Consider the following 15,325-nt stretch of genomic DNA (forward strand, 5'->3'; position numbering starts at 1 on the left):
ACTCCAGGGAGTCGCCTTTTTATCGTCTGAGCGGTTACTTCAGATACTGACCGCTGCGCAGCGCTTCGATACGCTCATCCAGCGGCGGGTGTGACATAAAGAGTTCGCTCAGCGACTTGTTTTTGCCGTTGATGCAGAACGCCATCATGCTGCTCGGCTCCTGCGGTTCGTAGCTGGTTTTCAGGCGTTGCAGCGCGGCGATCATCTTCTCGCGACCCACCAGCTTCGCAGAACCGGCATCGGCGTGGAATTCACGGTGGCGCGAGAACCACATGGTGATGATGCTGGCCAGAATGCCAAACACCAACTCCAGCACCGTCGCCACGGCAAAGTAGACCAGCGGATTGCCGTTGCTGCTCTCCTCGCCGTCGCGGTTGCCGGAGAGGAAGCCCGATGCGACCTGCGCGATAATGCGCGAGATAAAGATCACGAAGGTGTTCACGATGCCCTGGATCAGCGTCATGGTGACCATATCGCCATTGGCAATATGCGCGATCTCATGCGCCAGCACCGCTTCCGCTTCGTCGCGGCTCATGTTCTGCAACAGGCCGGTTGAGACGGCGACCAGCGAGGCGTCGCGGCGCGCGCCGGTGGCGAAGGCGTTGATGTCGGGCGCATGGTAGATAGCGACCTGCGGCATCGCGATGCCCGCCTGCTGCGCCTGACGCCCAACGGTCTGCATCAGCCAGCGTTCCGTTTCATTCCGGGGTTGTTCAATGACCTCACCGCCGACTGAACGCAACGCCATCCACTTCGACATCAGCAGTGAAACAAACGCACCGCCAAAGCCAAACAGGCCTGCCATAATCATCAGGCCCTGAACACTGCTTGACTGGATCCCTGTCAGGCTGAGGATCAGCCCAAAGACCAACATCACAGCTAAGTTGGTCACCAGGAAAAGAGCAATACGCATCATAAAAGTTAATCTTCCTCAGTTGTTCATGCGCTAGCTGCGCGAATCCTTATCCTAAGGTCATCGCGGCGCATTTCAAGCGACCTTAACCTTTAAGTGTCTAAAAAGACATAACTTTACATTTAGTCACGCTTTCGTCGCACCGCCAGGTTTGAGCGGGCCATCTGCTGCCTTCAGGCAAAAAAAAGCACCGCAGCGCGGTGCTTTTCACTCCCCTGCGCTTACTGCGCGGCGGGGGTCGTTGACGCGGGCTGGGACTTATCCAGCTGCGCCAGATCGTTGGCGATTTTCACCGTCTCGTCGAGATAAGGATCGGGCTCTTTGTAATCTTTCGGCAGATCGTCCAGGCTCTTCAGCGGCTTTTTACCTTCCGCCTGATAGCGCGCGTTAATTCGCTCCAGACGCAGCGCATCCTCTTCGTGATTCTCTTTCTCGCGCTGGGCGAGATTAAGCGACACGATATTGCGCTTGTCCTTCATCGCATTGAAGCGGGCGATATCCTTCATGATGTACTGGAACTCGCGATCCTGGGCGATACGCGCCTCGTGCTGTTTGGTTAACTGCGCCACCAGCGGCTTAATGTCGCCGGTTTTGGTGTAGGTCGCCGCGTTGATGCTGTCCCACGGCAGCGCGTTATCTTCAAATTTCTCGCCGGTTTCCGCCGCTTCCACCCCGGTCGGCATCAGCAGATCCGGCGTGACGCCTTTACGCTGGGTGCTGCCGCCGTTGATGCGGTAAAACTTCTGGATGGTGTACTGCACAGAACCGAGCGCAGGCCACTCTGGACGCAGCATCTGATCGTAGATGCGGTTCAGGGAGCGGTACTGCTGCACGGTGCCCTTGCCGAAGGTCGGTTCGCCGACAATCAGCGCGCGACCATAATCCTGCATAGCCGCCGCGAAAATTTCCGACGCCGAGGCGCTGAAACGGTCCACCAGCACCACCAGCGGGCCTTTGTAGTAGACGACGCCGTCGTTATCGCTGTCTTCACGCACGCGACCGTTGTTGTCGCGCACCTGCACCACTGGACCGCTGGGAATAAAGAGGCCGGAGAGCGAAACCGCTTCGGTCAGCGCGCCGCCGCCGTTGGTGCGCAGATCGATCACTATGCTGTCGACGTTCTGCTTCTGCAGTTTTTGCAGTTGCACCTTCACGTCATCGGTCAGACCGACATAGAAGCCCGGAATATCCAGCACGCCGACTTTCTGTTTGCCGACGTTGTGCACGCTCATCTTCACCGCGCGGTCTTCAAGGCGAATCTTCTCGCGCGTCAGGGTCACGGTGCGGGTTTTAGTGCCTTTGCCTGCAGGCAGCACTTCAAGACGCACCTTGCTGCCTTTCGGCCCCTTGATTTTGGCTACCACATCGTCAAGACGCCAGCCAATCACATCTTCCATCGGCTTGCCCGGCTGACCGACGCCAACAATGCGATCGCCGACGCCAATCGCTTTACTTTTCGCCGCAGGACCGCCCGCGACCATAGAGTTGATTACCGTATAGTCGTCATCCATCTGCAGCACCGCGCCAATGCCTTCCAGCGACAGGCTCATTTCGGTGTTGAACTGTTCGGTATTGCGCGGCGACAGGTAGTTGGTATGCGGATCGATTTCGTGCGCGAAGGCGTTCATCGCCAGCTGGAACACATCTTCGCTGTTGCTCTGCGCCAGGCGGCGAATCGCGAAGTTGTAGCGTTTGGTCAGCACATCGCGGATCTCTTTTTCATCTTTGCCCGTCAGCTTCAGGCTGAGCTGGTCATACTTTACCTTGGTGTCCCATAACGCATTCAGCTCCGCCTGATCTTTTGGCCAGGGCGCTTTAGCGCGATCGATATCGATGGTGTCGTTGCCGGTAAAGTTCATCGGGCGCTTCAGCACGTCGAGCGCGTACTGATAGCGCTCGAATCGGCGTTTCTGCGCCAGGTTATAGAGATCGTAGAAAACATCGAGCTTGCCGCTGCGCAGCTCGTCGCCGAGCGTGCTTTTCTTGTCGGCGAATTGCGCCACGTCCGATGCCAGCAGCACGTTGTGGTTGTAGTCGAGCATGTTCAGGTAACGGTCGAAAATTTTCGCCGAAAAGGCCTGATCGAGATCGAACTGGCGATAGTGAGAGCGGGTAAAGCGAGAGGTCACCCGTTCACTGACGGTAGGATCCTGCGGATCTTCGTGCAGCTGGGGAATTTGATCGACGCGGGTAATATTCTCAGCGCCAAATGAAGGGCCTGCCAGTAGCAGGCCCGCAATCATACCGATTTTTAACAGGGTGTTCATGCCGGGGTCAGCCTCCGTTTCAGAACTGCAAGTGTTCTGCGCGCACAATCATTGCCATGCCGGAAGCGAGCTGTACCCGAACGCCGTCTTTTGACACTTCAAGAACGGTAGCGTCCATCGCACTTTTGCCTGCTTTGACTTTGATATTCTGGCCAGGTTGCAACGTTGAGGTATCGGTGATGGGTTTCGCCTCAGCGACCGGGCGCGGAGCTGGTTTGCGATCCTGAGCGGCCGGACGCGGCGACTGAGGACGCGCTTTACGCGGCGCTTCGCCTTCGGCTGGCTTGCGTGCGGCCGGACGACGCGGACGACGCGGTTCTGCACCCTCTTCGCCTGCTTCGCGCTTCGCGGCTTTCTGCTGCTCGCGCTGCGCCTGAACGCGCGCTTTCGCCTCTTCCAGCTGCTGACGCGCATGCTGCACGTGCTGCTCGTCAAGCACGCCACAGGCGTTGCCGTCGAGATCGACGCGCGTCGCGCCGGCTTTGATGCCGTAGAGATAGCGCCAGCTGGAGGTATAAAGACGCAGCGCTGAACGCAGCTGAGTCTTGCTCAGACCCATTTCGCCCTGAACACGCTCGACCAGATCCTGAAAGATGCCGATTTTGAGCGGACGCGCCTCACCTTCGGCGCTAAAGCAGTTTGGAAAACGTTCCGCCAGAAAGGCGATCACTTCTTTACTGCTATTCAACTTAGGTTGATTTTCCATGAAATTTCCTGATTACAACGGATTTGCCGACCAGAGCAGGCATGAACAGGCGACATTATAATGACAACATTGCCAAATACCATGCGATCCAGTCGATTAGCTACGCGTCAGCTGCAAAAATTTTTCGATATCGCTGTCCGCCAACACGTCGCAAAGCCCATCAGTCAGTGCAACCAGCCCTGTCTCATCCTCGCTGTCGAAGCGATTGAACACCGTGCTGTCGATATCCAGAACGCCTACCAGCGCGCCGTTTACTTTCAGAGGAATCACGATCTCAGCGTTGCTGGCGGCGTCGCAGGCGATATGGCCGGGAAAGGCGTGCACGTCGTCGACGCGCTGTACTTTATCCTGCGCGATCGCCGTGCCGCAAACGCCTTTGCCTACCGGAATGCGCACGCAGGCGATTTTGCCCTGAAAAGGCCCCAGCACCAGCGTGTCGGCTTCCGTCAGCAGGTAGAAGCCCGCCCAGTTGACGCCCTCAAGGCGTTCATACAGCAGCGCGCTGAAATTGCCTAGCGCGGCAAGAAACGATCTCTCACCCGCCAGCAGCGCGCGCATGTCGCGATTCAAATCATCGTAAAAGGCAGTTTTGTTCATTGTTTAACCATTAACATTAACAACAGAGCGGCTTTAATTAACCGCCCGTTAAAATAAGCACTAAATATCCACCGCCACAAGGTGAATCATAGCGTTAGTTGCTATAACCTTAGATTTTTGTGGATCGAAACGTGGGCCCCTCGCGGGGATGCCGGAAACGTAAAACGTTTTTTTGCCCCACGACCGCATCCGGTCACAGCGACAAATATCTGGGCGAAACCTGCATCACCCTATGAAAATTCACGCTATCAGCCAGCCATTGCCCCACGCACGTTATCAGCGTTGTCCGCAATGCGATACCCTTTTTTCCTTACCGGATGTGAAATCGCATCAGTCTGCCTATTGTCCACGCTGCCATGCACAAATTATCAGCGGGCGCGACTGGTCGATGACGCGACTGACGGTCATGGCCGCGATGATATTGGTGCTGATGCCTTTCGCCTTTACCCTGCCGCTGGTGGATATTCGCCTGCTCGGCATGCGCATTAACGCCAGCCTGCTGGGCGGCGTCATCCAGATGGCGGAACAGGGCAACGTGCTGACCGCCTCAATGGTGGCCTTCTGCACTATCGGCGCGCCGCTCGCGCTGGTGGCGGGCATCGGCTATCTGACCCTCGGCCATCGGCTGGGAATGAACCTGCGTCCGGTGCTGCTGATGCTGGAGAAAGTTAAAGAGTGGGTGATGCTCGACATCTACCTGATAGGTATCGCAGTGGCCTCAATAAAAGTGCAGGACTACGCCTCGCTGGAGGTGGGTTACGGGCTAGCCGCCTACCTGACGCTCACGCTGCTAAGCCTGCTGACCCTGATCCACCTCAACGTCGAGCAACTCTGGGAACATTTCTATCCGCAGAAGCAGAATATGCGCGCGCACGACAGGCTGCAGGTCTGCCTCAACTGCCATAATACCGGCGAGCCAGACGCGCGCGGCCGCTGTCCACGCTGCCATACGCCGCTCGACTTTCGGCGTCGCCATAGCCTGCAAAAATCCTGGGCGGCGCTGATCGCCTCGATTGTGCTGCTGATCCCCGCCAACCTGTTGCCGATTTCCGTGGTCTACGTGAACGGTTCGCGGCGCGAGGACACCATCTTTTCCGGCATCCTCGGCCTGGCCTCCGGCAATCTTCCGGTGGCGGCGGTGGTGTTTATCGCCAGTATTCTGGTGCCCTTCACCAAAGTGCTGGTGATGCTGACGCTGCTGCTCAGCATTCACTTCCGCTGCGAACAGGGGCTGAAGACCCGCATTCGCCTGCTGCGGGTGGTGACCTGGGTGGGGCGCTGGTCCATGCTGGACCTCTTTGTCATTTCATTAACCATGTCGCTGGTCAATCGCGATCAGCTGCTGGCTTTTACTATGGGACCCGCCGCGTTTTACTTTGGTGCGGCGGTCATCCTGACCATTATGGCCGTTGAGTGGCTCGACAGCCGCCTGCTTTGGGATGCACATGCACAAAACGCCGACTACACCGACTAACGCCACGCTGCGCAGCAAGCGTAAAATTTCTCCATTCTGGCTTCTGCCGATCATCGCCATGCTGATCGCCGGCTGGTTGCTCTGGACCAACTATGAAGAGCGCGGCACGGTGATCACCATTAACTTTCAGTCGGCAGACGGCATCGTGCCGGGCCGCACGCCCATCCGCTATCAGGGCGTGGAGGTCGGCACCGTGCAGGGCATCAATCTGAGCGACGACTACCGCACCATTCAGATTAAGGCGAGCATCAAGAGCGACATGAAAGAGGCGCTGCGCGAAAACACCCAGTTCTGGCTGGTGACGCCGAAGGCGTCGCTGGCGGGCGTTTCGGGTCTCGACGCGCTGGTGGGCGGCAACTATATCGGCATGATGCCGGGCAGCGGCAAGCCGCGCGAAAACTTTGTCGCGCAGGATACCCAGCCGAAGTATCGCGTCAATACCGGCGAGCTGCTGATCCACCTGCACGCGCCCGACCTCGGCGCGCTCAACTCCGGCTCGCTGGTTTACTATCGCAAGATCCCGGTGGGCCGCGTCTATGACTACAGCATCAACAGCAAGACGGACGGCGTTACCATCGACGTGCTGATCGAGCGCCGCTTCAATAATCTGGTCAAAACCAACAGCCGCTTCTGGAACGTATCGGGGCTGAATGCCGACGTCAGCCTGAGCGGCGCGAAGGTAGAGCTGGAGAGCCTGGCGGCGCTGGTCAACGGCGCTATCGCCTTCGACTCGCCGGAAGATTCGCCGCAGGCAAAAACCGACCAGAACTACACACTCTATCCCGATTTGGCGCGTAGCCAGCGCGGCGTGGTGGTCACGCTCGATCTGCCCGACGGCAATAACCTGAAAGCGGGCCGCACGCCGCTGATCTATCAGGGGCTGGAGGTCGGCAGCCTGACTAAACTCAACCTGCTGAGCGGCGGCAAAGTCACGGGCGAGCTCACCCTCGACCCGTCGGTAGTCAGCCTGATGCGCAGCGGTACGCGCATTGAGATGCGCAGCCCGAAAGTGAGCCTGACCGATACCAACCTCAGCAGCCTGCTGACCGGCAATACGCTTGAGCTGGTGCCGGGCGACGGCGAGCCGCAAAGCCACTTTACCGTGCTGCCCGCCAACGAGTCGCTGCTGCAGAAGCCCGACGTGCTGACGGTGAAGCTTAGCGCCCCGGAGAGTTACGGCATCGATGCCGGTCAGCCGGTGATGCTGCACGGCATGAAGATCGGTCAGGTGATTTCGCGCGAGCTGAATGAGAAAGGTATTCAGTTCGCGGCGGCGATTGAGCCGGCCTATCGCAACCTGGTGCACGGCGACAGCAAGTTTATCGTTAATAGCCGACTCGACGTAAAATTCGGCCTCGACGGCATGAAGGTGCTGGGCGCCAGCGCGCGCGAATGGGTCGACGGCGGCATCCGCCTGGAGCCGGGCAGCCAGGGTGCGGTGAAATCCGCCTATCCGCTGTTTGCCGACGCCGAAAAGGCGGAGGAAGGCATTACTGGCGACCGCCCTTCGACAACGCTGACGCTGACCGCCAATAGTCTGCCGGACGTGCAGGCCGGTTCGGTGGTGCTTTACCGCAAATATGAAGTGGGCGAAATCGTCGACGTCACGCCGCGCGCCAGCGCCTTCGATATCGCCGTGCATATCAAGCCGGAGTATCGCAAGCTGCTGACCAGCGAGAGCGTGTTCTGGGCGGAAGGCGGCGCGCGCGTGCAGCTTAACGGCAGCGGCCTGACCGTCCAGGCATCGCCGCTGAACCGGGCGCTGCGCGGCGCAATCAGCTTTGACAATATGAGCGGCGCGGCGACCGCCAAAGGCAGCAAACGCACGCTTTATCCTTCTGAGACGGCGGCGCGGGCGGTGGGCAGCCAGATTACGCTGCATACCTATGACGCCAGCAAACTGTCGCAAGGCATGCCAATTCGCTATCTGGGCATCAATATCGGCCAGGTCGAGTCGCTGTCGCTCAGCCAGGATAACAATCAGGTGGTGGCGAAGGCGGTGCTCTATCCAGAGTATGTACAGGACTTTGCGCGCAGCGACAGCCACTTCTCGGTTGTGTCGCCTGAAATCTCTCCGGCTGGCGTCAACCATCTGGAGACGCTGCTGCAGCCTTACGTCAACGTCGATCCTGGTAAAGGGCGTCCGGCGCGAATTTTTGAGCTGCAGGAGAGCACCATTACCGATTCACGCTACCTGAACGGGTTAACGATCTATGTTGATGCCGCCGAAGCGGGCTCGCTCTCTGTCGGCACACCGGTGCTGTTCCGCGGCGTCGAGGTGGGCACCGTTACCGGAACCGCGCTAGGCAATATGGCGGACCGCGTGCAGATTGCGCTGCGCATCAGCAAGAAGTATCAGCATCTGGTGCGCAACAACTCGGTGTTCTGGCTGGCGTCAGGCTATAACCTCGACTTCGGCCTGATCGGCGGCGTGGTGAAAACCGGCACCTTCCAGCAGTTTATTCGCGGCGGCATTCAGTTCGCCACCCCGGCGACAGTTCCGCTGGCGCCGCAGGCGGGCGCAGGCAAGCATTTCCTGCTGCAGGATGAGGCGCCGAAAAACTGGCGCAACTGGGGAACAGCGATCCCTGAGCCGCGGCAGTAATCTCGTCAGCCGTCTGACCCCTTTCAGACGGCTGACGCATCAACGGCGCGGGTGCGACCAGCCAAAGAGCGAAACGTCACGCGCCAGCGCCTTATCTGCCCGCTACCTTTTCTGTGCTACACTGCCGTCCTTGTTTTTGACCTCAACGCCTTACCTGGAACCTGCCGTGGCCGACCTTTTTCCTTCTGACTTCCTTCAACTGATGCGCGACGCCCTGCCCGACGATGCTGAACTGCAGCGCTTTATCGCCATTAGCCAGCAGCCGCTGCGCCGCTCTATCCGCGTCAATACGCTAAAAATCAGCGTCGCCGATTTCCTTGCTCAGACGGCGAGCTATGGCTGGCGGCTGACGCCGGTGCCCTGGTGCGCGGAAGGTTTCTGGATTGAGCGGGATGACGAGAGCCTGCCGCTCGGCAGCGTAGCGGAACATCTCAGCGGCCTGTTTTACATTCAGGAAGCGAGCTCAATGCTGCCGGTCAGCGCGCTGTTTGATGGCGTACCCCAGGCGCAAACGGTGATGGATATGGCGGCGGCGCCGGGTTCGAAAACCACGCAAATAGCGGCGCATATGCAGAACCGCGGCGCCATTCTCGCTAACGAGTTCTCCTCCAGCCGCGTCAAGGTGCTGCACGCTAACGTCAGCCGCTGCGGCGTCAGCAACGTGGCGCTGACCCATTTTGACGCGCGCGTTTTTGGCCCGGCGCTGCCGGAGCGTTTCGACGCCGTGCTGCTGGACGCCCCCTGCTCGGGTGAAGGGGTGATACGCAAAGATGCCGACGCGCTGAAAAACTGGTCGCTGAGCAGCACCGAGGCTATCGCCGCTACGCAGCGCGACCTGCTGGAGAGCGCGTTTCATGCTCTGAAGCCTGGCGGCATGCTGGTCTATTCCACCTGCACCCTTAACCAGATTGAAAATCAGCAGGTCATTGCCTGGCTGCTGGCGCGCTATCCGCAGGCGGTAGAGGTCGTTTCGCTCGATGCGCTCTTCGCGGGCGCAGGAGAGGCGTTGACGCCGGAAGGGTATCTGCACGTTTTCCCGCAGCTTTTCGACAGCGAAGGCTTTTTCGTGGCGCGCCTGCGTAAAACCGACTCGGTGCCGCCGCTGCCCGAGCCTGGCTATAAGCTGGGCAAGCTGCCTTTTACGCCGCTGAATAAAAAGGCGGCGGCGGAGGTGACTCAGGCCGCAGCGTCGGTGTGCCTGCAGTGGGGCGACGACCTGACGCTGTGGCAGCGCGACAAAGAGATTTGGCTGTTTCCCGAGGCGATTACGCCGCTGCTTGGCAGCGTGCGCTTCTCACGCATCGGCATCAGACTGGCCGAAACCTTTGCTAAAGGCTATCGCTGGCAGCATGAGGCGGTTGTCGCCCTGGCACAGCCGGACGCGGCGCGGGCGTTTGAGCTGAGCACCGACGAGGCGCTGGAGTGGTATCGCGGCCGGGATATCTTCCCTGATACGCCGCCGCAGCGTGATGAGGTGATTGTCACCTACCAGCAGCAGCCGATTGGCCTGGCGAAACGCGTCGGCAGCCGCATTAAGAACAGCTACCCGCGCGAGCTGGTACGCGACGGCCGTCTGTTCCGTTAAGCCTTACTGCAGCTGTATCAGCGTCAGCCGGTTGCCGAACACCGCGCCGGTATCGATATAGTGCAGGTTGCCCGATTCCATCGGATGCTGCAGCGGCGTATGGCCGAAGTAAAAAGCATCCGCCCCCGCAATTTTTTCCGCATCGCCCGTTTGCAGTCGAGTGATGCGCTCGCGATCCCACACCACTTTCTCCCAGTCCAGCGGCTGCTCCCACGCATAGCGCTCCGCCGGATAGTCTGCGTGCGCCACGACCACGATGCGATCCGCCAGCTGCAGGTGCAGGATCAGCGGCAGGCTCTCTATTTTTCTTAGCGCATGGCGCGCCGCAATCAGCCTGTCGCCCGTCAGCTTATAGAACCAGTCGCCGCCGTTCATTATCCAGTTAAGCGAATCGTGACACTGTAACGCATGCAGCGCCATCTCTTCGTGATTTCCTCGTACACAGCGGAACCATGGCGCATCAAGCAGCGCTAAACAGCCAGGACTATCAGGCCCACGATCGATTAAATCGCCGACGGAAATCAGTAAATCGCTTTCTTTATCAAAAGCGTTTTCCAGCAGCAGCGCGTCCAGCTGGCGCCGGCAGCCGTGCAGGTCGCCGACAATCCAGATGTTTTGCCAGTTTTCACCGTTAAGGTACTGGTAGTGCATTTTTGATTCCGCTTGTTAATAACAGGTTTACTTATTGCGGGTTAAAGTATAGCCGGTCACATCTTCAGGGAGGCGTGATGAATAGCCGTAAACAATTTATCAGCGTGTTAGTGCTTATCTTCCTTGGCAGCCTGCTGCTGCTGGAATCACTGGCTCGCCTCGTGCATCTGCTGTTTGTCGGCTGACAGGCCGAACGCAATGCTTTCTCTCCTCTACTCAGATTTTCCGTACGCTTTGCCGGTAAAAGCGCCAGCGATTGGCTATTACTGTTCAGATATCAGGATGTTTCCGACAGACGAAACTGCGTTAGTGTGACATCTCAGCCCGTCCACAATGTGGAGCAGATACACACAGCAAAGGAGGGATGGCTGATTACCTCTGGTCAGGAGAATAAGAATGGTCGCTGAAACGCTTGATAATGTAAGTTTTAACCTTGATTCTCTCGAAAACGCAGCATTAGAAATCTGTAAAACCAAAGGAATGCTGGGCATGCTGTTGGCGTCGGTTTCAACAGATATTCAGCAATCCTATTTCCAGCTGTTACGCGAGTCCGGTTTTGATGACGAACTGGTCTGGCTGCAGCAGGTTCTCGATACCAAATAAGTGATTCAGTTAACCCCGGCGCAGGCTGGGGTTTTTCATTTCTGGCGCCGCGGCAGGTAAAGAACCGCTTTTTGAGTGGCGTCGAAAAAAATATTTTTCGCCGCTCTGATTTAGAGTGGCACGAAAGTCACTGGCGCCGCTGAAGCAACAGTTCATTTTTTAGCAAGCGTTAGACGCGCCCAATCTGCAGAGTGCCTGTGTCCTTCCCTGGACAGCGTGCGATTAAGGTTTTAACGCGGGCGGAACGGTGCCCGAGAGCTCCTGCTCGCTTTGCGCGCCCGAGCCCGGACGGGCATGGCCCAGCAGCGGCTCATCGCCCAGCAGCTCAGGTTTCTCTTTCGCGGTGAACTGGGCTTTGCCGTCAAATGATGGGCCTTCGCACCAGCGGCCTTTTGGCAGCGGTTTATCCAGCGAGGTATTAAGCACATAGTAAGCATGCTCGCTGGCCTCTTCGCTTTGCGGAAAGCTGTTCGGTATTGGCAGCGAAGCGTTAAGCCCGCCCATCTCTTCAATTACCGCCAGCCACTGCTGTTGATGCAGGGTGTCGCGGGCAATCAGGAAGGAGAGAAAATCCTTCATGCCGGTATCTTCAGTGAGATTATAGAGGCGGGTCGCCAGTACGCGTCCTGTCGCTTCCGCCGTAACGTTGGCCAGCATATCCGCCGCTACGTTGCCAGACGCGTAGATATGGCTCATGTCGAAAGGCACGCCGTTAGCGTTGACCGGCAGCGCCGCCAAACCTGATGAAAGGATGTGGCGCGGGTTCATCCCGCCCAGTACCGCATTGACCACCGGATCTTTCGCCGACGCTTCCTGGTAGGAGAGCGGCGCGCCTTCCAGATTGAGCGCCACGGCATGCGCCAGCATTTCGATATGCGCCAGCTCTTCGGTTGCGGTAGAGATCAGCAAATCGCGGATGCGCGCATCGCCGCGCGCGCCCATCGCCTGGAAGAAGTACTGCATCGCCACACGGATCTCCCCTTCCACGCCGCCGATCGCCTGCTGCAAAAGCATGGCGAATTGCGGATCCGGCTTATCGACGCGTACGGGGTATTGAAGCTTTGAAGAATGGTGAAACATAATTATCTCCTGGCTTGTTGAAAAGAATAAGCCAGAAAAGCCTGGAAGAGACTGGCGGAAAATGAAAGCGTGCCCGTAAGGTTTGACAGGAAATACAGAAGGCCGGAAGCGGCATCAAGCCATTTATATTAATCGCTTAGCTACATCTCATTTAAATTTTATTTTTCCGGATAAAATTGCAGCCGTACCCCTATACACGTAACATTTATCGGGTTTATTTCCCCATCAGGTTTAAAGGCCCTTATCTTTAAGCGAAGCGCGTTGGGAACTTCATATTGCGCATCGGTAGCTGCTCCTCAGCTTTATAAGAAAAGAGCTGGAAGCGGAGATAAATGCATTACAGCCTGCGCTCTGACCTGTGTTGCCGCTTGCGCTCGCAGGTGGCAGGTTCGCCCCCTGGGAAAAGAGGAAAAAGATGTGCAGATCCTCTGCTTCTTTAGTCAGTGCTGAGAAGCAGAGGCTGCATGACCTGGGCACCGCCTTCCTCTCTTTCGACCTCATCTCTCTCGAAGCCGTCACCCAGCAGATATCAGGAAAGCCTGTCAGAATCTGAATGCGCTTTTTCTATCAGACGAGTACTTTTTTCAGTATAAACAGTATGGTTATCACCAACATTCTTATTAACAAAACTCATCGCGCCAACCGTGACGTTATTACCGATACGTAACGCGTCGCCAATTACGCAGCTATTCGAACCCAGAAAAAAGTTATCGCCGATTATAATTTTTCCTTGTTCATTCTTACCCACGCTGCCTATTACGCAGTTTTGTGTCAGCTTCATATTTTTCCCCGCCACTACACGCTTTGTGACGACCACGCCGACATGATGCGCAATCGTCAGTCCTTCACCAATGGTCGCGCCTGGCATAATATCGCAGCCAAAATTCTTTTTAATACGATTATGAATGCGATAGGCCATTCTTTTATGCCCATTAACGTAAAGATGGTTAGCCAGTCGCCACCAGAACACATATTTTAAACCAGGCTTATTCTTCAGTCGTGTGTAAAGACGCCAGACGCTAAAAGACTTGTTAATGCCTATCACTTCAACATGCCAATAGCGCAGCAGTTGCTGTAAGCTTTCTTTTTCTACTGATTTTTTAGCCATAAATAAGCGCTTTAAAGAATATTATCAACGTGCTTACCTTAACCGTTCTGCTCTTTACAGACAATACCTGTAGGCTGTGTACTGATTGAATCATTCGATCAGCAGATTAACTAATCCAGGACATAATGTATCGGCTTTTTAATTTTTGCCGAGGAGTGAAAAATAAGCTTTAACAGAAGCGCAAAATGAAAGGTTAAATAAAATAACAACAGGGCAGCCTAATCTGCGTGCCAAAAAGCAAACAAAAAAAGACCGAACACGATTCCTGTATTCGGTCCAGGGAAATGGCTCTTTAAGAGCCGTGCGCTAAAAGTTGGCATTAATGCAGGCGATGACGCCTTGCAACTTAAGGTTAGCCCACGTCTGTGGAAATGCCAGCGAACGGCCGGACAGAGGCGATCCGCAGGATCAGATTGTGATCCTGACGGCAGAATCAGCGAAATCAGGCGCGAAAAACGTTCGCGCCTCGGCAGGATTATTTATCACACAGCGCCTGAGTACGCTCAATGATCGGCTGCAGGCTCATCATCTGGCCAGGGTGCGCTTTATCTTCCGCCTGGATAACGGAGATGGGCTGCGCTTTTACCTGCCCGGCCTTTACGCGCGCTTCCGCTTTATCGTTAAGCGGATACTGCATCAGCGTGCTGGGGTTGATGGCGAACAGCGAACCATCTTTCTCGCAGCTCAGCATCACCTCTTCACGGCTAAAGGGCCACGCCGCCTTACCTACCTCGAAGCGGCTGACGGTGATAATTTCAGACGCCAGCGCCTGGCCACCGAGAGATAACAACAGCATTGCGGGGATCACTTTTTTCAGCAAAATAGCCTACCTTTTTACTCAGTCAAAACGGGTCACACTCAGGCTGGCGACAGCGTAGCAAAGACGCTGACCAGACCAACCACTGCGCATGCCAGCAGCAGCTCAAGCTGCGTCATGCCAATAAATTTTTGTTGCGCGCCCGAGCCTGCCAGGCGAAAGCGCGGCACCAGCACGTAACGATTGCACAGCGCTATAGCGACCATAAACGCCACCAGCGCCGCCTTAGCCACCAGCAGTTCGCTATACAGGCTGCCGTGCCACTGCCGAGGCCAGCCAGCGATCAGCAGCCCATTCACTACGCCGGTGCATAATGTTACCGCAACGGCCAGATGGCCGTAGCGTGAAAAGCGCATCATGGCGCGAATCGCATCGCTGCGGCGATCGATCTGCCGCGCCTCACGCATCAGGATCAGCAGCGGCACTAAACCGCCCGCCCAGAAGGCCGCGCCAACAAGGTGCAGCGCATGGTTTATCTGCTGCAGCGCGCCCGTCATCCCTTCCCGCATCGCCGCATGGCCGATCAGCGCCATACAACCCAGCTGCAGCAAGGCGCCGATCAGCCACGCCCGCTGTCGCGCGCTGTCTTTCAACAGACTCGCCAGCAGCGTGAGGCCAGCCAGCCCTGTTTCCCACTGCCACACCGTGCCGAAGCGCGTGCTCAGCACCGCACGCCAGATCTCACTGTCGGTCAGATTGCGCCAGTCACCACTCATCAGCGCCAGCTGGGTCGCCAGCATCAGCAGTGCGCTGACCAGCGCCAGCCAGACGCTACCGCGCATCAAGGCGCCAAGACGCTGCCCGAGCGCATGGCGATAGCGCGCGGGCGCTAACAGCACGGTATAAAACGCACTGCCCGCGAGCAGCATCACGGCGGCAAAATGGAGCGCGCGCAGCAGGATCCACAACGAGGTCACGA

General features: G+C 57.2%; 13 protein-coding genes. 4 read left to right on the top strand and 9 right to left on the bottom strand.

Annotation, left to right across the window (positions count from 1 at the left end):
- Positions 1 to 34: 34 nt before the first annotated feature.
- From htpX to Q9R34_RS12045, 4 genes are all read right to left on the bottom strand, one after another.
- Positions 35 to 916 (bottom strand): protease HtpX, encoded by an 882-nt coding sequence (gene htpX, locus Q9R34_RS12030; protein WP_485893941.1) that lies wholly within the window; start codon positions 914 to 916, stop codon positions 35 to 37.
- A gap of 218 nt (positions 917 to 1,134) precedes the next feature.
- On the bottom strand, positions 1,135 to 3,180 hold the full coding sequence (gene prc / locus Q9R34_RS12035) for a carboxy terminal-processing peptidase (RefSeq protein ID WP_485893943.1): 2,046 nt from the start codon (positions 3,178 to 3,180) through the stop codon (positions 1,135 to 1,137).
- Positions 3,181 to 3,199: 19 nt separating this feature from the next.
- Positions 3,200 to 3,886 (bottom strand): RNA chaperone ProQ, encoded by a 687-nt coding sequence (gene proQ / locus Q9R34_RS12040; RefSeq protein ID WP_434123167.1) that lies wholly within the window; start codon positions 3,884 to 3,886, stop codon positions 3,200 to 3,202.
- A 96-nt stretch (positions 3,887 to 3,982) separates the two neighbouring features.
- On the bottom strand, positions 3,983 to 4,483 hold the full coding sequence (locus tag Q9R34_RS12045; protein WP_216493963.1) for a GAF domain-containing protein: 501 nt from the start codon (positions 4,481 to 4,483) through the stop codon (positions 3,983 to 3,985).
- 232 nt (positions 4,484 to 4,715) lie between these two features.
- Between Q9R34_RS12045 and yebS the strand changes: the two genes are divergently transcribed.
- The 3 genes from yebS (at position 4,716) to rsmF (ending at position 10,147) form a co-directional block, all read left to right on the top strand.
- Positions 4,716 to 5,957, top strand: a complete 1,242-nt coding sequence (gene yebS / locus Q9R34_RS12050; protein WP_485893946.1) for a membrane integrity lipid transport subunit YebS — start codon at positions 4,716 to 4,718, stop codon at positions 5,955 to 5,957.
- A complete protein-coding gene (locus tag Q9R34_RS12055; protein WP_485893948.1) occupies positions 5,929 to 8,562 on the top strand; it encodes a PqiB family protein in 2,634 nt (877 codons plus the stop codon). Before yebS ends, Q9R34_RS12055 begins: the two co-directional genes overlap by 29 nt.
- Positions 8,563 to 8,728: 166 nt before the next feature.
- Positions 8,729 to 10,147 carry a 16S rRNA (cytosine(1407)-C(5))-methyltransferase RsmF gene (gene rsmF, locus Q9R34_RS12060; protein WP_485893950.1) on the top strand — a complete coding sequence of 473 codons (1,419 nt, stop codon included), beginning with the start codon at positions 8,729 to 8,731 and terminating at the stop codon, positions 10,145 to 10,147.
- Between the two features lie 3 nt (positions 10,148 to 10,150).
- On the opposite strand, the gene Q9R34_RS12065 is transcribed toward rsmF, so the two are convergent.
- Entirely contained in the window at positions 10,151 to 10,798 is a 648-nt protein-coding gene (locus tag Q9R34_RS12065; RefSeq protein ID WP_485893952.1) for a metallophosphoesterase, read from the bottom strand.
- A 396-nt stretch (positions 10,799 to 11,194) separates the two neighbouring features.
- On the opposite strand from Q9R34_RS12065, the gene Q9R34_RS12070 reads away from it, so the two are divergent.
- A complete protein-coding gene (locus Q9R34_RS12070; protein ID WP_033746561.1) occupies positions 11,195 to 11,401 on the top strand; it encodes a hypothetical protein in 207 nt (68 codons plus the stop codon).
- A 222-nt stretch (positions 11,402 to 11,623) separates the two neighbouring features.
- Here the strand turns inward: Q9R34_RS12070 and Q9R34_RS12075 are convergent, their stop codons facing one another.
- From Q9R34_RS12075 to copD, 4 genes are all read right to left on the bottom strand, one after another.
- Positions 11,624 to 12,481: a manganese catalase family protein gene (locus tag Q9R34_RS12075; RefSeq protein ID WP_485893954.1), complete on the bottom strand. Its 858-nt coding sequence runs from the start codon at positions 12,479 to 12,481 to the stop codon at positions 11,624 to 11,626.
- Between the two features lie 529 nt (positions 12,482 to 13,010).
- Positions 13,011 to 13,589, bottom strand: a complete 579-nt coding sequence (locus Q9R34_RS12080) for a serine O-acetyltransferase (RefSeq protein WP_485893956.1) — start codon at positions 13,587 to 13,589, stop codon at positions 13,011 to 13,013.
- Positions 13,590 to 14,064: 475 nt separating this feature from the next.
- Positions 14,065 to 14,412: a YebY family protein gene (locus Q9R34_RS12085; protein WP_434123331.1), complete on the bottom strand. Its 348-nt coding sequence runs from the start codon at positions 14,410 to 14,412 to the stop codon at positions 14,065 to 14,067.
- Positions 14,413 to 14,447: 35 nt separating this feature from the next.
- A complete protein-coding gene (gene copD / locus Q9R34_RS12090) occupies positions 14,448 to 15,323 on the bottom strand; it encodes a copper homeostasis membrane protein CopD (RefSeq protein ID WP_485893958.1) in 876 nt (291 codons plus the stop codon).
- Positions 15,324 to 15,325: the final 2 nt, after the last annotated feature.

Origin of the sequence: Enterobacter sp. BRE11, from assembly GCF_031844285.1 — a bacterium.
Classification (GTDB): Bacteria; Pseudomonadota; Gammaproteobacteria; order Enterobacterales; family Enterobacteriaceae; genus Pantoea.